The 20,579-nt window shown below is 52.6% G+C and carries 18 protein-coding genes; 5 read left to right on the top strand and 13 right to left on the bottom strand.

The genetic code is table 11. The annotated features are described in order from the left end of the window. Nucleotides 1-2: 2 nt before the first annotated feature. From bamA to MKJ04_RS07765, 11 genes are all read right to left on the bottom strand, one after another. Nucleotides 3-2,486 (bottom strand): outer membrane protein assembly factor BamA, encoded by a 2,484-nt coding sequence (gene bamA, locus MKJ04_RS07815; RefSeq protein ID WP_241641032.1) that lies wholly within the window; start codon nucleotides 2,484-2,486, stop codon nucleotides 3-5. A gap of 11 nt (nucleotides 2,487-2,497) precedes the next feature. Continuing rightward, nucleotides 2,498-3,241: an isoprenyl transferase gene (locus MKJ04_RS07810; RefSeq protein WP_241641031.1), complete on the bottom strand. Its 744-nt coding sequence runs from the start codon at nucleotides 3,239-3,241 to the stop codon at nucleotides 2,498-2,500. Between the two features lie 59 nt (nucleotides 3,242-3,300). Further along, complete coding sequence (locus MKJ04_RS07805; protein ID WP_241641030.1) at nucleotides 3,301-4,116, bottom strand: DUF6089 family protein; 816 nt, start codon at nucleotides 4,114-4,116, stop codon at nucleotides 3,301-3,303. 48 nt (nucleotides 4,117-4,164) lie between these two features. Further along, complete coding sequence (locus MKJ04_RS07800; protein WP_241641029.1) at nucleotides 4,165-5,160, bottom strand: DUF6089 family protein; 996 nt, start codon at nucleotides 5,158-5,160, stop codon at nucleotides 4,165-4,167. Nucleotides 5,161-5,275: 115 nt separating this feature from the next. Further along, a complete protein-coding gene (locus MKJ04_RS07795) occupies nucleotides 5,276-6,163 on the bottom strand; it encodes an NAD kinase (protein ID WP_241641028.1) in 888 nt (295 codons plus the stop codon). Between the two features lie 10 nt (nucleotides 6,164-6,173). Next, entirely contained in the window at nucleotides 6,174-7,562 is a 1,389-nt protein-coding gene (locus MKJ04_RS07790; RefSeq protein WP_241641027.1) for a BamA/TamA family outer membrane protein, read from the bottom strand. A 12-nt stretch (nucleotides 7,563-7,574) separates the two neighbouring features. After that, the gene (locus tag MKJ04_RS07785) at nucleotides 7,575-8,240 is read right to left on the bottom strand and encodes a CBS domain-containing protein (protein ID WP_241641026.1); all 666 of its coding nucleotides are present in this window, start codon (nucleotides 8,238-8,240) and stop codon (nucleotides 7,575-7,577) included. Further along, nucleotides 8,237-9,013 carry an alpha/beta fold hydrolase gene (locus tag MKJ04_RS07780; protein ID WP_241641025.1) on the bottom strand — a complete coding sequence of 259 codons (777 nt, stop codon included), beginning with the start codon at nucleotides 9,011-9,013 and terminating at the stop codon, nucleotides 8,237-8,239. The genes MKJ04_RS07785 and MKJ04_RS07780 overlap by 4 nt, the downstream gene beginning before the upstream one ends. Before the next feature lie 51 nt (nucleotides 9,014-9,064). Next, nucleotides 9,065-9,634, bottom strand: a complete 570-nt coding sequence (locus MKJ04_RS07775; RefSeq protein WP_241641024.1) for an anthranilate synthase component II — start codon at nucleotides 9,632-9,634, stop codon at nucleotides 9,065-9,067. A gap of 199 nt (nucleotides 9,635-9,833) precedes the next feature. Beyond that, nucleotides 9,834-10,352 carry a CvpA family protein gene (locus MKJ04_RS07770; protein WP_241641023.1) on the bottom strand — a complete coding sequence of 173 codons (519 nt, stop codon included), beginning with the start codon at nucleotides 10,350-10,352 and terminating at the stop codon, nucleotides 9,834-9,836. 127 nt (nucleotides 10,353-10,479) lie between these two features. Next, the gene (locus MKJ04_RS07765; protein ID WP_241641022.1) at nucleotides 10,480-10,941 is read right to left on the bottom strand and encodes a GatB/YqeY domain-containing protein; all 462 of its coding nucleotides are present in this window, start codon (nucleotides 10,939-10,941) and stop codon (nucleotides 10,480-10,482) included. Between the two features lie 172 nt (nucleotides 10,942-11,113). Between MKJ04_RS07765 and MKJ04_RS07760 the strand changes: the two genes are divergently transcribed. The 5 genes from MKJ04_RS07760 to MKJ04_RS07740 all read left to right on the top strand — a co-directional run bounded on the left by MKJ04_RS07760 (nucleotide 11,114) and on the right by MKJ04_RS07740 (nucleotide 15,612). Next, on the top strand, nucleotides 11,114-11,827 hold the full coding sequence (locus MKJ04_RS07760; protein WP_241641021.1) for a pyridoxine 5'-phosphate synthase: 714 nt from the start codon (nucleotides 11,114-11,116) through the stop codon (nucleotides 11,825-11,827). Between the two features lie 3 nt (nucleotides 11,828-11,830). Then, a complete protein-coding gene (gene mnmH / locus MKJ04_RS07755; protein WP_241641020.1) occupies nucleotides 11,831-12,859 on the top strand; it encodes a tRNA 2-selenouridine(34) synthase MnmH in 1,029 nt (342 codons plus the stop codon). A gap of 4 nt (nucleotides 12,860-12,863) precedes the next feature. Continuing rightward, on the top strand, nucleotides 12,864-13,913 hold the full coding sequence (gene selD, locus MKJ04_RS07750) for a selenide, water dikinase SelD (RefSeq protein WP_241641019.1): 1,050 nt from the start codon (nucleotides 12,864-12,866) through the stop codon (nucleotides 13,911-13,913). Between the two features lie 100 nt (nucleotides 13,914-14,013). Beyond that, complete coding sequence (locus tag MKJ04_RS07745) at nucleotides 14,014-14,784, top strand: alpha/beta fold hydrolase (RefSeq protein WP_241641018.1); 771 nt, start codon at nucleotides 14,014-14,016, stop codon at nucleotides 14,782-14,784. A 111-nt stretch (nucleotides 14,785-14,895) separates the two neighbouring features. Further along, nucleotides 14,896-15,612, top strand: a complete 717-nt coding sequence (locus MKJ04_RS07740) for an SAM-dependent methyltransferase (protein ID WP_241641017.1) — start codon at nucleotides 14,896-14,898, stop codon at nucleotides 15,610-15,612. Nucleotides 15,613-15,809: 197 nt separating this feature from the next. On the opposite strand, the gene MKJ04_RS07735 is transcribed toward MKJ04_RS07740, so the two are convergent. Then, complete coding sequence (locus MKJ04_RS07735) at nucleotides 15,810-17,234, bottom strand: SusD/RagB family nutrient-binding outer membrane lipoprotein (protein WP_241641016.1); 1,425 nt, start codon at nucleotides 17,232-17,234, stop codon at nucleotides 15,810-15,812. Between the two features lie 36 nt (nucleotides 17,235-17,270). Next, on the bottom strand, nucleotides 17,271-20,483 hold the full coding sequence (locus tag MKJ04_RS07730) for a SusC/RagA family TonB-linked outer membrane protein (protein ID WP_241641015.1): 3,213 nt from the start codon (nucleotides 20,481-20,483) through the stop codon (nucleotides 17,271-17,273). Between the last annotated feature and the right edge of the window lie 96 nt (nucleotides 20,484-20,579).

The raw sequence follows: 20,579 nt of genomic DNA, 5'->3' as shown, positions 1-20,579 counted from the left end.
GGTTAACGTATCTGCTGCCCGATCACGAAGTGGAACATGCCTCGCTTGTCGTCCAAGCCACCCGGCAGTGTGTCCAGCCTCCAGGCATAGTCAAACCCGAGCAAACCGAAGGCCGACATAAAGATCCTGGCACCCACACCTGCTGAACGGTATAGCTTGAACGGGTTGTACTGGTCAAAAGACCCGTAGTTATTGCCCGCCTCCAAAAACGCCAGACCATAAATGGTGGCTGCAGGGTTCGGCGAGATCAACTGGCGGGCCTCAAACACAAACTTGTTATAGGCGATACCCCCTGCTGAGTTCAGATAGCTGTCCGTGGAATTCACGACTTTTGCCTCTTCGTAACCGCGCAAGCCGACATATTCTGTACCCACGAAGTAGTTACCGCCTCCTAAGCCCGTACCACCCAGCTTGAAGCGCTCAAATGGCCCCACGGTAGTGTTGTTGCTGTAAGTGCCCAGGAAGCCAAAGTGCGCGCGGGTGTTCAACACCAAATTCCCTGCCAGGTTTAGGAAGTAGGATGCGTCGAACATCCACTTGTTAAACTCAATGTATTCAAACTGATCCTTTCGGTCTGACAAAAGCGAGTATGGCGGTGTCACGTTCAGGCTCAATGTAAACGAAGAGCCCCTTCTCGGGAAGGTAGGATTATCTATACTAGAGCGGCCCAGCGTGTTGGTAAAGGATACACTGTTTGATACGCCATCAGAAAAACCTTCCGCCAGTGGGAAGTTGTTCAGGTTATAGCGGTTATAAGACAGCGAGTGATTCATGAAGAAGAAGTTGTCTGGCCAGTTCAGGCGTCTGCCCAAGCTGATAGATGCTCCGTCCACGTTCAGGCTCTGTGCATTTGCATCTGTTGAGAGCGAGAATCTTCTAACCGTCTTGAAAAGGCTTACAGTCAGGGAGTTTGCCTTACGGCCTCCCAGCCATGGCTCTGTAAACGACAGGGAGTATGACTGATACAGCCGGCCGTTTGCCTGTATGTTCAGAGAAAGGCGCTGCCCGTCGCCGGTTGGCACCGGTCTCCATTCGGAAAGGTCGAGCATCTTACGGGTGGAGAAGTTGTTGAGCGTAAGTCCCACGGTACCCACGGCACCGAGCACACCTCCCCAGCCGCCAGACAAGCTGATCTGGTCATTGGGGCGCTCCACCACGCTGTAGTTGATGTCCACTGTGCCGTCTGCCTCATTCGGGATGGGGTTCAGGCCAATGGTTTCCGGGTCGAAGTAGCCTAAGGCAGCCAGTTCGTTTCTGGTCCTGATCAGGTCATCGCGGCTATACTTCTGGCCAGGCAGTGTCCGAATCTCGCGAAGAATCACGTGGTCGCTGGTTTTGTCGTTGCCTGTAACCGTGATTTTGTTGATGGTTGCCTGCGGCCCTTCCGTCACGCGCATCTCCAGGTCAATCGAGTCGCCCTCCACATGCACTTCTACCGGCTCTATTCTAGAGAACAGATAACCGTCGTTCTGGTATAGCGCCGAAACGTCTACTCCCCCCGTCGGGTTATAATTGAGGCGCTTGTCCAGTTCCTGCTGGTTATACACGTCACCCTTGGTTATACCCAGCACTCTGGACAGGTAAGCGTCCTCATACAGGTAATTGCCTTCCCAGGTAATGTTCCGGAAATAGTAGCGCCTGCCTTCATCTACCGTAATCCGCACGCCCAGCCTGTCGTCGCTAATCCTGTACACGGAGTCAGAAACAATGGTGGCGTCCCGATACCCCTCTTTGCTGTAGAAGTCCAGCAGGTGCTGCTTGTCGGCATCGTATTCCGTCTGGTTGAACTTAGAGGAGGTGAATATTTTGTAGATTTTCTTCTCTTTGGTTTTCTTGAGTTGCTTCTTCAGCTTTTTGTCCGCGAATGCCTCGTTCCCCACAAATTCGATCTCTGCGATTTTCACTTTGTTGCCTTTGTCCACATGGATGTTGAGCACGACACTGTTGGGCAAGGTAGAGTCCGGTCGCTGCGTGATGTTGATCTTGGCGTTCAGGTAACTCTTCTCCAGGTAGTAGTTGCGAATCACGTTGCGTGTGCTGTTCAGCACGGCGTCTGTCACGATGCGGCCACGCTGCAGCGGCACTTTGGTACGGAGCGCATCTGACTGTGTCTTATTTATACCCGAAAAGCGGAAGTCAGACAGGCGGGGACGCTCTTTCAGGTCAAACGTCAGGAAGATCAGGCCTCCCTCGGGGCGGGCAAAAACCTCCACATCGCCCAGAATGCCCTGCTGCCATAGTTTTTGGATGGCGCGGCTGATATCCTCTCCGGGCACCGTGATCTCATCTCCCTCCTTCAGACCAATTACCGAGATAAGCGCCATCGGCTCCAGAAACTTTGCACCCGTTACCGAAATACCGCCGATGCGGTATTGCTTTGGCTGTGCGTAATCTACTGCGCCCTGAGCAGGTTTGTTTAGAACTTGAGAAGAGGCAGCACCCGCCGATAACAGCAGCAGCACAAGCACCCATATACATCTTGTCATTGGTATTCTTATCACTTGATTATTTGTTCACTTGTCTTCCCGAAACGCCGCTCCCGGCGCTGGTAAGAAATTATTGCCTCATACAAGTGCTCTTTCCTGAAGTCAGGCCAAAGCAACTCTGTGATGTAAAGTTCGGTATATGCTAATTGCCACAGCAGAAAGTTACTGATGCGTTGTTCGCCGCTCGTGCGGATAAGCAGCTCAGGATCCGGAATGCCCGCTGTGGACAGGCGGTCTGCCACCGTGGCCTCGTTTATGGCACTGGCCTGGAGCTTTCCTTGCGCCACCTCCGTTGCCACCTGCTGCATGGCCTGCGTTATGTCCCAGCGGCCGCTATAGCTGAGCGCCAGCACCAGCGTCATGCCCGCGTTTTGTTTGGTCAGCTCGATGGCCTCCATCAGTTCCCGCTGGCAGGCTTTTGGCAAGCTTTCGGTATCTCCGATCGTTTGCAGCCGGATGTTGTTCTTGTTGAGTGTGGCGGTTTCCTTGCGTATGGTAGATACCAGCAATGTCATCAAGGCTGTAACCTCCGCCATAGGCCGGGACCAGTTTTCGGTAGAGAAAGCATAGAGGGTCAGGTATTCCACGCCAAGCTCTGCAGCGCCCTCCACTGTGTCGCGCACCGCCTTGATCGCATTCTGGTGCCCAAATATCCGCAGCCCACCTCTTTGCTTCGCCCAACGCCCATTGCCGTCCATTATAACGGCGATGTGCCTCGGTAAATTGCCTAAGTTTACGTTCTCCTTAAGATTCATTAAAACACAATTTCCCCGCAAGTTACAAAAACCATCACAAATTTGTGGAACATTGCAACTTAATCTAGGAGACCGGCTTTATTCTTATACACAGGGGGGCAGTTTGTGCGATAAAAGGTGTAGGATATGCTCACGCCGTTGTAGAAATACCAGTCCTTGTCGTGTGGGTTGGCAAGGTGCTTGGGTTCCTCTTCCGACAGGTAGTCGAGCCGGTCGGTGAGCAGCTTGCGGGCGCCGAACTCCAGGCCCAGGTTCCAATGCTTGCTCAGGGCATACTTCACCCCCACCCCAAACGGTATGGCTACAGTAATGTTGGTGTCGTAGGGCTTGGATAGCACGCCTCCGTCAGCTGCGCCAGGGGCAGACGCCAGTTTTCCCAGAGCGGGGTTGGCCGATGAAAGCTTGACATTATAAAGAAGCCCTGCCACTCCCACGAACACGTAGGGCGAGATCCGGACCTTTTGCGAGAGATCGTAATAATCGAGGAAGTTATACTCCATCACGCCGGAAACCTCAAACAGGCTTAACCGGGCTTCGGCCCTTCGGTAGGCATGGTATGGCCGCTCGTCGGCATAGGCTTCGTCGCTCAGCGTGTTGTCATCCACGATGCGGTGGCTCCCCATCAGCCCGCCCCGGAGCGTGATGGCGTTAGACATGTCGCGGCGGTAAAAGACGGTGAGCGCCGGCTGGTTATTCAGGAAGCGGTAGTTTGGCGCGAGTTCGCCTTTGTAGTTTGCCCCTCCTATACCTACGCCAATCTCGGAGGTAGTTACAGGGGTTACGCGCTGTGCAAACGATGCGGAGCTAAAAAAAACACTCCCTATTTGTAATGCGAAACAAATAAGGAGTGTACCTGTGATATTCTTTAATGCCATGTAAGTGTTCGCGGAGTTCAGTTGAACAACGCAGTGGGGCCCGTTCTATTATCTGAACTTAGGACTTCTAATCTGCGGTGCCAAAATATAATTAAGGGTTATACCAGTGGTGATATACCAATCATCGTCAGAATTGTTGCCTCTTTTTTTATTTGCTGAGGTGCCATAGCCTGGTACGATATCATACACCGTCCCGCTTGGGTCCTGCGTAGTGGCAAAACCGGCCTCCGCGCTTCTGTCTGACAGGATGGTGGCGGCCTTTGGGTTGGAGCCTCCGCCGTTCAGAATGTCTGCCTTAGAGGCGAACGACGAGCTGGCATCGTCCAGGTAATCCGTAAACGTTTTTCTCCAGCCCACCTCCAGGCTCAGGTCCAGGTTTCTGTCTATCTTATACCGCACCCCGATTCCAAAAGGGATGGCAATCTGCACTCGGCTGTAAGGCTTGGGGTAATCGCTGGCATTAGAGGCGTACTGGCCTTCGGTGCCCAGGGGCTGCAATTCATACCAGCCTGTCGGGATATCGTTGGCCGCATTGAGCCCGTCGCGGGAGCCATTTACATAATAGGCCTTTGGGTTGTGGTGCAACACAGCCACTCCCAGGAAACCGTAAGGAACGAAATCAGGGCGGCGGCGATAGTAGTTGCGGTTCTCAAACAAGTCGAAAACGGCTACAGCACTCAACTCTTTTATGTCGTTGCGGAACGAGAGGTTTCTTTTGAAACGCGGCGCGTTTTCGCCCTCGTCCACAGAGGCGCTCAGTCTGTCGTCGCCCATAATGCGCATCCAGTTAAAGGAGGTCCTGAAGGACACGCGCGGGGCAAATCGGTAGGTATAGTTAATCCCCACATCCGGGCGGGTAGATTTGAAACGGAAGCTTGTGAAGTCTGGAGCTGGCACAATGTCACCGAAGTAGTTTGCAGCGGCCAGCGTCACGCCCACAGAGCCGTAGCGCTTCCGCTTCGTAAAGCGCTGTGCGTCGGCATCGGTGGCGGCAAGGGTAAGGGTAAAAATAAATAATACAACAAGGGTACAAAATTTCTTCATGACGAAACAGTATCTAATAGATGGTATTTCAGCTGGTAATGACTAGCCCAACTTAAGCTGAGACAAAAATAGTGATAAAACTGAATTTAGGAAATTATATTATATATATTTAATATTACTTTAGACTATCATTCCTTTTATCTAAGCCCCAGTTGAGTTTACTGCGCAAAGTAGACAGGAAATTGACCTGATGCAACTTGATCAGCCGGGCGGCAAAGTTCTCGCGCCGGACGGCCAACTGCACATTCATGTCAACGGCGGTGGAGCGCGAATCGAGGGAGGCGAGGTAAGTGCTGCTGCGCCCCTCTACCTCAAAGGAAATCACGCTTCTGTCTGAGACAATCATCGGCCTGACGTTCAGGTTATGCGGACAGACCGGCGAAATTACGAAGTTATTCGTTTGGGGCAGCACCAGAGGCCCGCCGCAACTCAGGGAGTATCCGGTAGAGCCCGTGGGGGTGGCCACCACCAGGCCATCCGCCCAGTAAGAGTTCAAATATTCCCCGTCTATATACGTGTGCACCACAATCATAGCCGAGGAATCGCGTTTTAATACGCTAAACTCATTTAATCCGAAGTTAATGCCATCAAAAATCTCCTGATCGGAATCTACCCGTATCAGCGCGCGGTCATCCAGGGTATAGTGGCCTTGGTACAATGCGTCCAGGGCAACGTTGATGCTGTCGTAGGGGATGGTGGCCAGAAAGCCCAGCCGGCCGGTGTTTATACCCAGGATCGGAAGCTGCTGCTTACCCACGTAGGTCACGGTGTCCAGCAGGGTGCCGTCGCCCCCGATGCTCAGCACCACGTCCACCTCCTCCAGCAGCTCGCCACGGCGGAAGGTCTGGATGCCGGTAGGCAGGTTGATGGTGTTTTTGAGGAAAAGCTGAAACTGCTCTACAAGGAAAAGCTCTGCTTTCCGCCGCTGCAGCTCATCAAACAGCGTCTGGATAAAGGGCGCGATGGTATCGTTGAAAGGTTTTCCGAGTATGGCTATTCTCATAGTTTTTTTATCAAAAGGGAAAACTGGTGCTAAAATAGAACCCTCTGTCGCCTTCTTTGTTGAGCGTGTACTCCATCCGCAGCACGATATCATAAAACGTGACGGCGTGCAGCCCCATCCCGCCCCCTACCAGCAGACTGTTGGTCAGCGGGTTGCCCTCCTCGTACACGCGATCCACCACGTAACCCGCATCTGTAAAGGCATTGAGGTATAAAGACAAAGGTATCGTATTAAATTTAGGGTTCCGGATAAATTTCAGCCGGATGCCCTCTATCTCCAACAGCTCGCGGGTGATGCCCTGCTTAAACAGCCCATAGTGCTGCCCCCCCACCACATACAGCTCATACCCCCGCACCAGCGACCGGAAGCCCAGCGCGTAATTGTCGGCGAAGGCATGCCGCCCGGCCAGCCGCAGCTGCGCCTCGCCCCCGGCCATGTACGAGTACTTCTCCAGGAACCTGGTATATCGGACGTACTTGCCCCGCAGGATGGTATAGGGCGTGCCTGAGTTCTGCAGGAAAAGCGTTTGCGCAGCCCCAACCTCAAGATAACTGCCCGAGAGGGGGTATGCAAAGTAGTTGCGCAGGTTCACCACTTTATACAGTTCTGTGCGAAGGTAGTTGCGCCGCCCCAGATCACTGCCGTAAAATGCCGGGTTCAGCTCCGTCACCGCCCCCGAGATGCGCTCGTGGTGGTATGAGAGCCGCAACCCTTCCTGCCGCTGCACGCTCTGCCGGTGCACGAGGCCGGCAGACAAAGCCGTGCGCCTGATCGGCAGGCCTTCCTCCTGCTCAAAGAAACGCTGCCTGTTGCCGTCATTGGTATAGCTGACGGTGCGGCTCCGGTAGTCGGCCACGCCCACCTCGGCGCCAAGGTTATACCTCCTGCTAATGTAAGGGACACGATACGAAAACTCCAGCCGCTTGTTAAAGCCCCGCTGCACCCGCAGCCGCACCTCCTCGTTGCGGCCCCTGAAGTTGCGGCGCACCAGGCTGGCCCCATAGTCTATGCGGCTCCAGTCTTTTTTCTCGAGCCAGGCGTTAAAGTTCCGGTCAGCGAAGTCGAGAATCAGCACGGGGTAGGTATAAAATCGCTCCAGCACCTGATACGTTACCTGCACCAGGCCCGCAGCACAGGTATAGGTATAGGCCACCTTATGGAACAGGCGCAAGTTGTAGATCCGCTTCCGGTTTTCCTCCAGTAGCGGCTCCAGATCTGCTGCGTTTACCGTATCGCCGGGGGCAAAAGTAAGCTCGCGCAACAGCACCTGATCTTTGGTGACCTCGTTGCCCTCCAGCGTCACACCGGCCAGCACAGCCTGGGGGCCATCGCATGGCTGGGCCCTGGCGGCGGCAAAAATCAACAAAAAGAAAAAAAAGAGAGAGACACGCAGTGGCATGACCGCGCGGGCTTAGATATCGAGGTATTTCAGGAGCATGTCCAGGCGGTCGCGGCCCACGTCGTTGTCGTGGCCGTCGTTGAACTGGGCTGTGATGCGGTACTCGAAGCGCTCCAGCGTGGCGATGATACGGGTTGGGTCGGTGGTGTTGAGCTTGAGCGTGAGCTTTATCTTGTAAGGGTCCATTTCGTCCTGCGCCACATAGGCACTCAGGATTTTTACGTTCTCCTCTTCAATCAGGCGGCTGATCTGGCTCAGCGAGTAGTCGCGCTCGGGCATCGAGAGCACCAGAATGCTGCCCTGCCCCTGCAACGCCGACATCTGCCCAAAGGCCGCAAGCGTGTCGTTTATCGTGATGATGCCGATATACTCCTGCTCCTCGTCCAGCACAGGCACCACCTGGATTTTGTTCTTGATGGCCGCCTCCATCACGTCGTAAAAGTGCTGGTGCTGGACCACGTGCACGTCCTGATGCTCCAGTTCCAGCTCTTTCAGCGGCTGGCTGCGCTCAGTGAGCTCGATCAGGCGCGGCTCGGTGGCCAGCCCTATGTACTTGCGGTTGCTCACCACGGGCAGTTCATTCACACGGAACTCATCCATCCATCGCAAAGCCTTGTCTACGGTATCGTAGAGCTTCAGCGGCGGAATCATTTGGTTGATGAGTTCTTCTGCAATCATGTTGCTGGCGTGGTTATAGGTGTACGGACTAAATACTTTTCAAGGATACTGTTAAACTTCTCCGGATGTTCCATCATCGGGGCATGCCCGCACTTATCGATGAAATACAGCTCAGAGCCTTCGATAAGCCTGTTAAACTCGTGGCCTACCAGGGGCGGGGTGATCGTATCGTTCAGTCCCCAAATTAACAACGTCGGCACCTTGATGTTTGTGATATCCTTGGCCATATTATGGCGCTGCGCCGACTTGGCGATGGCAATAATGCGCAGGCACTTGGCATTGCTGTTGGTGATGGCGAACACCTCGTCCACCAGTTCTTTGGTGGCCGTTTTCGGGTTGTAGAAGGTATAGCCCACGCGTTCCTCCACATACTGGTAATTGCCGCGCTTCGGGAAAGAGCCGCCCATCGAATCCTCGAACAGGCCTGAGCTGCCCGTAAGCACCAGGCGCTGCACCATCGCAGCGTTCTTCAGGGTATACACTAGCCCCACGTGCCCACCCAGCGAGTTGCCCAGCAGGGTCAGATCTTTCAGTTTCTTCAGCTTCACGAAGTCCTCCACAAAGGCGACCAGCCCCGGCACCCCGGCCTTGTGCAGCGCCATCTCATAAATAGGCATCAGCGGGATAACAACGCGGTAGTTTTTGGAGAAATGGTCTACCACACCGTTCCAGTTGCTCAGGGCACCAAAAAGCCCGTGTAGCAGCAGTAGCACCTCACCTTCTCCTTCGTCTATGTATTGGAAATCCCCTTGTTGCTTGATTTGTAGATCCATGTGGCGTCAAAACTTTTTGAAAGAAACGTATTCCTGCGGGATACGGTCAATTCACGGTGCAATATTAGCAATAGTAAGCCAATTTCGGAGCATGTGCAAACCATATGTCGTTAATGCGGCCTCCGGGTGAAACTGCAGCGCATACAGCGGCAGTTCTTTGTGCCGGAATGCCATCAGTTCGCCTTCGGGCGTATGTGCCAGCGGAAGAATGCATTCGGGTGTGCGGTGCAGCACTAACGAATGATACCGCACCACCTGCGTGATGGATGGCATCCCCGCAAATATCGGGTCTGTCTCGCAAATGATCTCGGAGATTTTGCCGTGCATGGGCCGGATGCCTTTTGCCAGCGTGGCCCCGAAGAACTCGCCCAGGGCCTGATGCCCCAGACAGATGCCCAGCATGGGCACCCTGGCATGATAATGCTCAATAACACGCAGCAAAGACCCTGCCGCTTGTGGCACGCCCGGCCCCGGCGAGAGCACGATGGCCTCTACCGGCAACTGCTGTATCTCTTCCAGCGGCACGTCGTTCCGCACCACTTTTGCCGCCACCCCCAGTTGCCCGAAGTAGTCCACCAGGTTGTAAGTGAACGAGTCGAAGTTGTCGAGCAGCAAAAGCATCTGAGAAGTTAGAAAGTTTGGAAGTGAGAGAATTAGAAAGTTAAAATTTTGGAAACAGCATGAGTATCGCAGCATGCATCTGCCGCAGCAGAAATCATATATGGCTGTAGACACTGCCCGCAGCCATCGCCAACTTATGGTTATTTCATACCTGTCTTTTCAACTTTATACCCCCTCTCACTTCCAAACCTTCTGACTGCTAAAAATGATGCTTGAGCGAAGTGATCAGGGATTTCACGAAGGGGAGCACATAGCTCAGGATGTCGAGGGCGTACGGGGTGGTTTTGAGCACCACGGGGTATACCATCGAGGCGGCGGCCGTCTCCTTCGACACGCTGATGCCGGCCATTTCCGACACGTACAGCAGAAGGCTCAGGGCCACGCACCACTTAAGTGCGCCCAGTATACCTCCCAGGAAGTTATCGAAGAAACCGAAGGGCGTGAAGTCGATGACTTTTTTGAGCATCAGCCCCCCCAGGTGAATCAGCAGGATGATGCCCACGAACACGATCAGGAACGTGACGTAAGGCAGCAGCCCGTGCGCGTCGCCCACCATACCCTCCATCATCGGCAGTGCCGTATCCAGCAGCTTCAGTCCGCCCAGTATGGCCAGCACCAGCGCCACCAACGACACCAGTTCCAGCAGGAGGCCTTTCCGGAAGCCCTGAAAGGCACCGTACGCAATCGGGATTGCCAGGAAAAAATCAAACGTGCTCATGTAGTTTCAGACGTAAGATGTCAGACACAAGACGTTAGCCTTTCACTAAGTTAACGCTCCTGCTAAATCTTAAACAAGTGCTTTGGAGCCACCTCCGCTCAGGAGCTCCAAAGCATTAGTTTATACATTAAAAATCGGTATTGTTCAGCAGGCTGCCCACTGCCGAGGAAACGGCTCTGCCGTCGGCCAGGCCGGCCAGCTCTTTGGAGGCGATGCCCATCACCTTGCCCATGTCAGACGGGCCGGTGGCACCCACCCGCTGAATGATTTCCAGCAGGCGCGCGCGCAGGTCGCCCTCGTCCAGCTGCTTCGGCAGGTACTCCTCGATCACGGCCAGTTCGGCCAGCTCTACTTCTTCCAGGTCGGTGCGGCCCTGCTGGGCGTACAGTGCGGCAGAATCGCGGCGCTGCTTGGCAGCCTTGGTCAGAAGCTTCATCTCGGTGTCGGTGGAGATGCCCTCAGTACCGCTTTTCTCGGTTTCGGCCAGCAGGATCTGTGATTTTATGCTTCTGAGTGCCTGCAAACGGCCTTTTTCTTTGGCCAGCATGGCTTGCTTTATGTCAGCGTCGATGCGTTCTTTTAATGTCATAGTCTTTTTTGCTAGAGTTTTATGGTTTGGTCAAAGCGGTTTATACCGCAGGTCTTCGTGTATACGCTGCCTTGCCCGTAGCTATAGGCAGGCATGTTAAACAAAATTCCATTAATTTAGTCATTCGTATACAGCGGCAGGAAACAGCGCTTCCGATCAAATTTATATATTCATGACGAAACTGAGTGTAAATATAAACAAAATAGCCACGCTACGGAACGCCCGTGGCGGCGACAGGCCAAATGTTGTGCAGGTAGCCAAGGACTGCGAGCGGTTCGGCGCGCAGGGCATCACGGTGCACCCGCGCCCCGATGAGCGCCACATCCGCTACCAGGACGTATATGACCTGAAGGAAATCGTGACCACGGAATTTAACATCGAAGGCAACCCGACTCCGGATTTCATCAAGCTGGTGAAGGACGTGAGGCCCGAGCAGGTAACGCTGGTGCCCGACGCGCCCGACGCCATCACCTCCAACGCCGGCTGGGACACGATCACGCACAAAGACTTCCTGACCCATACCATCCGGGAGCTGAAAGCGGAAGGTATGCGCGTCTCGATTTTTGTTGACCCTGACGTTAGCATGGTAGAAGGCGCCGCTGCAGTAGGCACAGACCGCATTGAGCTGTATACCGAGGCCTACGCCAAAAACTACCATGCAAACCCGGAGCAGGCGCTGGCACCCTACATACTGGCTGCGGAAAAAGCGAATGCGCTTGGCCTGGGCATTAACGCCGGCCACGACCTGGACCTCGACAACCTGAAATACCTGAAAAACAACCTGCCAGCGCTGGCCGAGGTCAGTATTGGCCACGCCCTTATTTGCGACGCGTTGTACTATGGGCTGGAGAACACTATCCAGCTATACCTGCGCCAGTTAAAATAGCCTATGCTGCATACCCTATCGATCGAAGAATTTATCCAGAAAGCAGCACATTTGCCTGTGCTGGACGTGCGCGCGCCCAAAGAGTATGCGGTCGGCCACATTCCGCAGGCACACTCCTTCCCTATTTTTGATGATGAGCAACGCGCCATTATTGGCACGGCCTATAAAAAGCAGGGCCACGACCCGGCCGTGCTGATGGGCCTGGACCTGTTCGGCCCGAAGATGTCAGCGTTTGTGAAGAAGGCCGGGAAACTGGCCAAAGACAAAGAGCTGCTGGTGCACTGCTGGCGCGGCGGCATGCGCAGCGGGGCCATGGCCTGGCTGCTCAGCTTCTCGGGCTATAACGTGCACCTGCTGGAGGGGGGGTATAAAAAATACCGCCACCTGATGCAGGAGCAGTTTCAGAAGCCACGCCCCTTCCTGATGATCGGCGGCCTGACGGGCAGCGGCAAAACTGACCTGCTCCCCCATCTGCAGCAACTCGGCCAGCAAACCGTGGACCTGGAGGGCATTGCCAACCACAAGGGCTCTGCCTTTGGCAGCATCGGTATGCCTGAACAACCCAGCACCGAGCATTTCGAGAACCTGCTGGGTATGGAGCTACTGCGCCTGAGCGAACAGCAACCGGTATGGCTCGAGGACGAGAGCATTACCATCGGGCGCATCGTGCTGCCCAAGCCGCTCTACGACCGAATGCAGGAATCGCCGCTGATTATGCTGGAACTGCCCAAGCAACTGCGCGTGCAAAAGCTGGCCGAGGAATACTGCCAAACCGACAAAGAACTCCTGGAGACTTCCATCCTCAAAATAAAGAAACGCCTGGGTGGCCTGGCTACGAAAGAAGCCCTGGACGCCATTGCTACTGGCGATATGGAGAAGATGGTGGAGATCGCCCTTACCTATTACGACAAGACCTACGCCTATGAACTGGACCGGAAAAAGCAGGTAGTGCCACTGCCGCTCGACAGTCTGGATGCCGCAGAAAATGCACAGCGCGTAGTGGCGCTTGCCAAACAACACCATTTAATTTAATCTCATGAAAGATACACCTGAAGAACAAATACGATTGACACAATACAGCCATGGTGCTGGTTGCGGCTGTAAAATATCCCCTAAAGTGCTGGACGCCATTCTGCACACCGACATCAGTTACCCCGAAAACAAGAGCCTGCTGGTTGGCAACAGCTCCCGCGACGATGCCGCCGTGTATGATATTGGCCAGGGCCGCGCCGTGATCAGCACCACCGACTTTTTTATGCCGATCGTGGATGACGCCTACGACTTTGGTCGCATTGCCTCGGCCAACGCCATTTCGGATGTGTACGCCATGGGCGGCACGCCGATGATGGCCATTGCCGTGCTGGGCTGGCCGATAGACAAGCTGGCGCCTGAGGTAGCCAAGCGCGTGATTGAGGGTAGCCGCAGCATCTGCCACGAGGCAGGTATACCACTGGCGGGCGGCCACAGCATCGACAGCCCGGAGCCCATCTTCGGCCTGGCCGTGACGGGTATGGTGGATATCAAAAACCTGAAGCAGAACGACACCGCCACCGCCGGCTGCGAACTATACCTGACCAAGCCGCTTGGCGTGGGCATGCTCACTACGGCGCAGAAAAAAGGCATCCTGAAGCCGGAGCATGCGCAGCTGGCCCCGCAGCAGATGATGCAACTGAACAAGATCGGGGCTGAACTCGGGCTGCTGCCGCAGGTAAAGGCCATGACCGATGTAACGGGTTTCGGGCTGATGGGGCACCTCTCCGAGATGTGCGAGGGCAGCAACCTCAGCGCTGAAGTGTATTTCGGCAAAGTGCCGGCACTGCCAGAGGCGCTGGAGTATATGGCACAGAACGCCATACCGGGCGGCACCCACCGCAACTTCGACAGCTACGGCCACAAACTGGCTGAACTTACCCCGGAACAGAAATACCTCCTCTGCGACCCGCAAACCAGCGGCGGCCTGCTGGTAGCCGTAGACCCCGCCGGCCGCGACGAAGTGCTGGCTGTTTTTGAGAAGAACGGGCTGAAACTCGAGCCGCTCGGCGTGCTGAAGGAGCGCGACGGAGAGAAGCTGATTAAGGTGATTTAACACATCAGCAGCGATGGGTTCGTTAAGTCTGTCGCTCTTTTATGTTTCTTCGTAAGCTGAAAACTGTATCTTATTTATTTGATTATCACTCCCTGACGATATGAAACTACACTATAAGGAAATGGGCCACGGCCAGCCGCTGCTGATCTTGCACGGTTTGTTTGGCACCCTGGACAACTGGCAGACGCTGGCGAATCGCTTTGCCGAGCACTACAACGTATTTCTGGTAGACCTTCGCAACCACGGTCGCTCGCCACATTCCGAGGAGCATACCTACGACCTGATGGCCGACGACGTGCTGGAACTGGTGGACGAACTGGGTATACCAACCCCAGCCATTATGGGCCATTCCATGGGCGGGAAAGTGGCGATGAAGTATGCCCTGAAATACCCTACCCGCATCACCAAACTGATTGTAGTGGACATTGCCCCAAAGGCATACCCGCCGCACCACGACGAGATCATCGATGCGCTGAAATCGGTGAAGCTGGATGGCGTGACAAGCCGGAGCGAGATCGACAAACAGTTGGCCAAGCACATTAAGGAGACAGACGTGCGCCTCTTCCTGATGAAGAACCTGTACCGCACCGAAAACAACGGCTTTGCCTGGCGCATGAACCTTGATGCCCTTGCCAATAATTATGAGGAAATTGCGGGCGCCATCACTGCCGACGTGCCGTTTAAAAAGCACACGCTGTTTATTAAAGGCGGGAAATCCGGTTATATCAAGCCGGAGGATATGTATGGCAGCATCGAGCGCCTGTTTACCCTGGTGGAGATAGAAACCATACCCGACGCGGGCCACTGGGTACACGCGCAGGCCCCAGACGAGGTATATGACCTGGTGACTACTTTCCTGAACACCGACTGATTCGCCAGCTTCCCGTATAAAACTGCCGCGGCTCACAGCTGTGGCAGTTTTTGTTTTATACCCTCCCACCGGTATGAACCGTAATCCTGCACAAAGCCTTACCTTTGCCCCATGAAAAAGACCGGCACTTTATACCTGATCCCTACGGTTCTGGCCGATGACACGGCAGACAAGGTTATCTCGCCACAGGTGGTGGATACCGTGCGGCACCTCCAGTATTTTATCGTGGAAAACCTGCGCACTGCCCGCCGCTACGTGAAAAGCATCTGCCCCGAACTGGTGATTGAGCAGCTAATTTTCGTGCAGATAGATAAGGACGCCACGCCAGCCCAGGTGCAGGCATCACTCAAGCCTTTGCTGGACGCTGGCAAAGACGCCGGCATCATATCGGAGGCGGGTTGCCCGGGTGTGGCGGACCCTGGCGCGGAGGTAGTAAAGGTCGCGCACCAGAAGGACATCCGGGTAGTACCGTTTGCCGGCCCGTCGGCCATCCTGCTCAGCCTGATGGCCAGCGGCTTCAGTGGCCAGCAGTTCGCCTTCCACGGCTACCTCCCCATCGAGAAGCGCGACCGCATCCAGGCGCTCCGCACGCTGGAGAAAGAGATGCAGCAGCGCGACCAGACCCAGATCTTCATGGAAACGCCTTACCGCAACAACAAGCTGCTGGAAGACCTCCTCCAGACGCTGCACCCCGATACCCGGCTGTGCATTGCGGCCAACATCACCTCGCCCACGCATGAGTTCATCCAGACCAAAACCATCCAGCAATGGCGCGGCAAGCTCCCGGACATACACAAGCAACCCGCAGTCTTTCTGATCTACAAGTAACGCTGCTGCACCTTATATACACCATGCTTTTGCGCAGTTGCCGCCATTATAGGCAACGGTGCGGGAGCAAAGTACAGCCTTCACAATTTATCCTCAGTCATATATAACAGAAAAGGCTCCCGGAATCCGGGAGCCTTTTTCGTGATGCATACTATTGAAGTATTATTGATCGTATACTACTTCAGTCGCTAGAGTGATTATCTAACGTCCCAGAAGAGTTTCGTGCTGCTTTCATCACTACCAATCGCTGCGGCAGCTGCACTTCGGTTTGCGCCGTTTAGCGTTTGCTCATTGATTGGATAAATCAATCTTGTCGGCACAATCAGCCCTTCTACTGGAGGTAACAAGTTTGGCGAATCCAATCTTCTCCATGTCAGCCATGCATCGTAGCCGCGGTTATAAAGCGCGATCCACTCCTGCTTACCGATTTTCTGTCTCCATTCACCTGGAGCCGTAAGGTAGTTTACATCTGGTTGCGCTATATACGCCACAGCATCGGTTGCTGAACCACCCCAGTATATGATCGAAGCTGTAATGCCGTTGTTGTAGTGCTCCATTGCAGTGCCTGTAACAGAAAAACCTCTTTCAACAGCTTCAGCAAGCAGAAATTCAACCTCAGCATAATCCATTAGCAATGCCTCAAAAGTAGGGTCAGCTAACTTAGTGCTCACTGTTGACGTTTTTGCATAGTCATTAGTGTAGCCGTATTGCCCACCTACAAATTTCCCTTCTATTGTTGAGAAGTAAAACGGTCTTCTCGGATCGGACAGGTTATTCATTACATCAACCAGTGTGTTTGCAGCTACAAAGTCCTCTCTGCTTGTAAGCGCTCCCTTCACGTTGGAAGAAATAGGGTTATTATTTGGTGTAGAACTCAAATAACGAAAGGCTGCGTTGTCAGCGTTGCTTGTAAACACATTAGGCGCTGCAGCTTCCACAAGCGTTTTAGCCTGTGCCTGGTCAACGTCAGCGATAACCATACCTAGCTTCAGCTTCAGTGAATTACCGAATTTCACCCACTTCGCCATATTGCCCGTGTACAGCACATCTCCTTCTTTAAACCCAAGCACTGCCGGGTCGATCTGTCCCAACGCAGTGTTGAGACGACCAAGGATAGAGTTGTATACTGTTTGCGCATCATCGTAAACAGGCAGAGAGTTGGTTGGATCAAGCGCCTCAGTATAAGGAACATCACCAAAAGTATTCACCAGCACCGACCAGGCGTAAACTTCCATGATCTCTATTTGCGCCAACTGATTCTTTTTAACATTCTCAGCAGTTACTTTATCTGCCATCACGAGTCTTTTAGACTCCTTTAAGTCGTTAAGCACATCGCGGTAAAGCGTCTGCCATACGTTCTGAGGAATCAGACGTGATGTCATGTTATACCTTGGCTCATCCAGATACTGGGTTGAGGTCCAATGCTGCACATAAAATCTGTAATTGTTGGTGTTAACGTTTGGCGTAGTTAGCACATCTGTCAGGTTCTTCACTGCACCTGTAAACAGGGTAGCAGCAGGAACGGTCGTCGCTCGCTTCTGGTCTATATTATAGTCTTCCAGGTCATCTACGCATGATGCCATAAACACCAGCGAGAATAAGCATATAAGAAGTTTCTTCATTTTCTGATAATTTACAATTTAAAATTCCCTAATAAACTAGAAATTTAACTTAACGTTGAATCCGTAAGTCTTAATAGCGGGATACGCACCACTCTGATACCCTCTGGCTGCGTTTCCTGAGCTCAACCCTTCTTCCGGGTCAGAATATTCCATGTTCTTATGGATGATCCACAGGTTACGGCCAATCAGTTGCAGATCAACGCCTTTGATGGCCCCTAAGTTACCGACAATAGACTCCGGCAAAGCATACGTAAGCGCAACTTCTCTTAGCTTCACAAAGCTACCGTCAAATACATATGCCGCTCTTGGTGCACCTGCATAATTATCAGCAGCGTAGCCATACGGAGTCATGCCGTCTCCATCCTGGTTCTCTGCATATACATCGTTAGGTGTTCCATCTTCTTTCACACCAGGCAGCAATACACCACCACCTTCAGACACAGGAAGACGAGAAGGGTTGCCTTTTGCGTTTAAGCCTGCAGTGTGATCGTATAAACCGGTTGCCTCACCGTACCACTGATCTAGTGAGAAGACATCACCACCGTGGCGTACGTCGATTAAGAAGCCTAATGAAGCTCCTTTATAAGTAAGCGTGTTGTTGAACCCACCCATCCAGTCAGGGTTCGGATTGCCAATAACAACGTCAGATCTGGATGATCGCATGTAGTAACCATCAGAGTTCACCGTTTTCTGGCCATTTGTGTACACAAAGTCAGTACCTCTGATAACACCGTATGGCTCGCCTACTGCTGCGTTAAGAGACACACCGCCTTGGAAAGAAGCTATGGTTAAGTTCTTCACGTCTTCATACAGGCTCACTACCTCATTTCTGTTGCGCGAGAAGTTAATGTTCATGTTCCAGGTGAAATCTCCTGTTTGGACCGGGGTGGCAAAGGCAGATATCTCGATACCTTTGTTTTGCACTTCACCGGCATTCACGAATCGCTGTGTGTAACCGCTTGCAGAGGATGTGCTTACAGGCACAATCTGGTCTACTGTGTTAGATTTATACCATGTAAAGTCAAACCCGAATAAGCTATTAAAGAAGTCGGCCTCTATACCTGCTTCTAAGCTTTTCTGTCTTTCAGACTTCAAATCACCGTTATTCTTTGTGTTCGGAAGCGAGAAAATTGGAATAGAACCAAAACCAGTAGGCTTGTCATATACATCATATAAGCTCAATGCCGGTGCATCGTTACCTACCTCTGCATAGTTTACTCTCACCTTACCATGTGATAACCACGGCGTTTCGATTACATTTGAGAAAACGAAGTTAGCAGCCGCAGCTGGGTAGAAGTATGAGTTATTGTTTGTAGGCAATGTGGTTGATTTGTCCTGACGTGCAGAAAGCTCAACATACATTGTCTCTTTGTAACCGAAGTTTGCGTTAGCGAAAATACCATCAACGCCTCTGCGCTCAAATTCTTCTATTGGCGCATTTATAGGGTTCTTTGAGTTTGACAGAGAGTATAAGCCAGGAACAACAAGTCCACCGTTTGTGCTCGCTCTGATAGCGCTAGTACGATCCCTGCGCAGGTTAGAGCCTAATAAACCGTTGAAGCTGATATCCGCGTTGATGGCCTTGTTGAAATTTAACAAAAGGTCAAAGTTAGACTCGTTAAAGCTTCTGTTATATCTCGCGTATTCGCTCAACGACGCACTCCCTATTGCAACACGCTCCTCCTGCATATCCGCAGTTGTGTTAATAGCGGCTCTACCCATCACACTGAACCAGTCTGTAAACTTATAGTTGGCGGTTGCATAGCCATAGAAATTATCTCTGCTATCGTTGGAGAAGTTCTGGAATCTTGACCAGTAAGGGTTATCCGAGTAGATTGGGCCTGTGTTTGAGCTGTTCCAGTTCCAGGTAACGTTCTGCTCATTTCTGTGGTAAGCTTCTTCCTGCTCTCTGATATCCACGTTGGTTTGCCACCACTGCCTGAACTGCTGGTTAGGGTTACGGCCGTTATAACCGGTACCATATCGGCCTACACCTACTGTGCGGGCATAGTTAGCAGATGCGGTTACTTTTAGTTTCTCTGTGGCATCGAAAGTACCGTTAAAGTTGAAAAGGTCTTTATCAATGGTACTGTTCGGAAGGTTACCTTTAATGTCGTTGCGGGTATACCCTACATTGAACGTAGTGTTTTCTCCACCGCCACTAACTACTATACTTTGGTTAGAATTAACACCTGTCTCATAGAAAGTACTAGGGTCATTCTCAGCAGTAACCCAAGGCCTTGTCTTGCCAAAGTTTGGCGAGAATGGGTCAATTGCATCCCACTGATATACCATCAGGCTAGGGTCAAACTTAGGTCCGTAAGAAGCGTCATCCTGAAATCTCACAACAGGGGCTTCTCCACTACCTAGATCTTTAGCAGTACGGAAACCTTGGAAATAGCCTCCACCATACTCATTCTGGTATTTTACGAAAGTGCTCTTGTCAATGCTGCTCCAGGTAACGCCGCTGTTTACATTAACACTCAGGCTATTCTTTTTACCCTTCTTGGTAGTGATCATTACAACACCATTTGCTGCACGCGACCCATAAAGCGCTGTTGCAGCCGCACCTTTAAGCACGTTCACAGACTCAATGTTGTCCGGATTCAAGTCAGCTGCAGCGTTACCAAAGTCAGTTCCGGTTCTACCAGTTTGCTGATTTGCAGTATTGTTGTTCGCATTACTTACCGGCACACCATCAATTACAAACAGTGCCTGGTTGTTGCCTGTGATAGAAGAATAACCACGGATAACCACGTTTGTAGAGCCGCCCATGGTATTGTTCGTTCTGATGTCCAGACCGGCAACTTTACCAGACAATGTATTAACAAAGTCACTGCTTCTGGTACGGGTAATTTGGTCCCCGCTTACCTGCTGCGCAGAGTAAGCTAACTCGTTTCTGTTACGCTCAATACCAAGCGCGGTCACCACTACCTCATCAAGTAACTTAGTATCCGTAGACAGGGATACATCTAGAGTAGAAGCGTTCCCGATCGCTCGCTCTACGGTGGTATAGCCGATAAAACGATACATTAGCGTATTTTTATCTGCCGGAACCGCTATAGAGTAAACACCATCAGCGCCTGTTGTGGTACCTACAGTCGTTCCTTTTACAATAACCGCAACACCAGGCAAGGGTTGTCCTGTCGCCTGGTCAGTAACAGCGCCTGTTACTGTTCTGCTCTGGGCCATCGCCTGCTGCAGCAGGACTGAAACCAGAAAGAAGGTTAACAATAAAATTTTCTTCATTGTGTTGGTTGTTTGAAGTGTGAGTGAAAAATTAGCGTATAAAATGCAGTTGAAACAAGCCTATGGCTGGCCCGACAGGGGAGTCTACAGTAGTAA

This window comes from Pontibacter sp. E15-1, from assembly GCF_022601975.1.
In the GTDB taxonomy this organism is placed as follows: Bacteria; Bacteroidota; Bacteroidia; order Cytophagales; family Hymenobacteraceae; genus Pontibacter.
The sequence above is the reverse complement of the archived record's forward strand: the minus strand, read 5'-3'. Positions and strand labels throughout refer to the sequence as shown.

What these genes read in the sequence shown, in the direction of transcription:
- MKJ04_RS07795 (WP_241641028.1), bottom strand. Translation starts at nt 6,163, where the DNA reads ATGAGAATAGCCATACTCGGAAAACCTTTCAACGATACCATCGCGCCC.
- MKJ04_RS07765 (WP_241641022.1), bottom strand. Translation starts at nt 10,941, where the DNA reads ATGACATTAAAAGAACGCATCGACGCTGACATAAAGCAAGCCATGCTG.
- MKJ04_RS07785 (WP_241641026.1), bottom strand. Translation starts at nt 8,240, where the DNA reads ATGATTGCAGAAGAACTCATCAACCAAATGATTCCGCCGCTGAAGCTC.
- mnmH (WP_241641020.1), top strand. Translation starts at nt 11,831, where the DNA reads ATGCTGCATACCCTATCGATCGAAGAATTTATCCAGAAAGCAGCACAT.
- MKJ04_RS07775 (WP_241641024.1), bottom strand. Translation starts at nt 9,634, where the DNA reads ATGCTTTTGCTGCTCGACAACTTCGACTCGTTCACTTACAACCTGGTG.
- MKJ04_RS07760 (WP_241641021.1), top strand. Translation starts at nt 11,114, where the DNA reads ATGACGAAACTGAGTGTAAATATAAACAAAATAGCCACGCTACGGAAC.
- selD (WP_241641019.1), top strand. Translation starts at nt 12,864, where the DNA reads ATGAAAGATACACCTGAAGAACAAATACGATTGACACAATACAGCCAT.
- MKJ04_RS07810 (WP_241641031.1), bottom strand. Translation starts at nt 3,241, where the DNA reads ATGAATCTTAAGGAGAACGTAAACTTAGGCAATTTACCGAGGCACATC.
- MKJ04_RS07790 (WP_241641027.1), bottom strand. Translation starts at nt 7,562, where the DNA reads ATGCCACTGCGTGTCTCTCTCTTTTTTTTCTTTTTGTTGATTTTTGCC.
- MKJ04_RS07745 (WP_241641018.1), top strand. Translation starts at nt 14,014, where the DNA reads ATGAAACTACACTATAAGGAAATGGGCCACGGCCAGCCGCTGCTGATC.
- MKJ04_RS07770 (WP_241641023.1), bottom strand. Translation starts at nt 10,352, where the DNA reads ATGAGCACGTTTGATTTTTTCCTGGCAATCCCGATTGCGTACGGTGCC.
- MKJ04_RS07780 (WP_241641025.1), bottom strand. Translation starts at nt 9,013, where the DNA reads ATGGATCTACAAATCAAGCAACAAGGGGATTTCCAATACATAGACGAA.
- MKJ04_RS07805 (WP_241641030.1), bottom strand. Translation starts at nt 4,116, where the DNA reads ATGGCATTAAAGAATATCACAGGTACACTCCTTATTTGTTTCGCATTA.
- bamA (WP_241641032.1), bottom strand. Translation starts at nt 2,486, where the DNA reads ATGACAAGATGTATATGGGTGCTTGTGCTGCTGCTGTTATCGGCGGGT.
- MKJ04_RS07730 (WP_241641015.1), bottom strand. Translation starts at nt 20,483, where the DNA reads ATGAAGAAAATTTTATTGTTAACCTTCTTTCTGGTTTCAGTCCTGCTG.
- MKJ04_RS07735 (WP_241641016.1), bottom strand. Translation starts at nt 17,234, where the DNA reads ATGAAGAAACTTCTTATATGCTTATTCTCGCTGGTGTTTATGGCATCA.
- MKJ04_RS07740 (WP_241641017.1), top strand. Translation starts at nt 14,896, where the DNA reads ATGAAAAAGACCGGCACTTTATACCTGATCCCTACGGTTCTGGCCGAT.
- MKJ04_RS07800 (WP_241641029.1), bottom strand. Translation starts at nt 5,160, where the DNA reads ATGAAGAAATTTTGTACCCTTGTTGTATTATTTATTTTTACCCTTACC.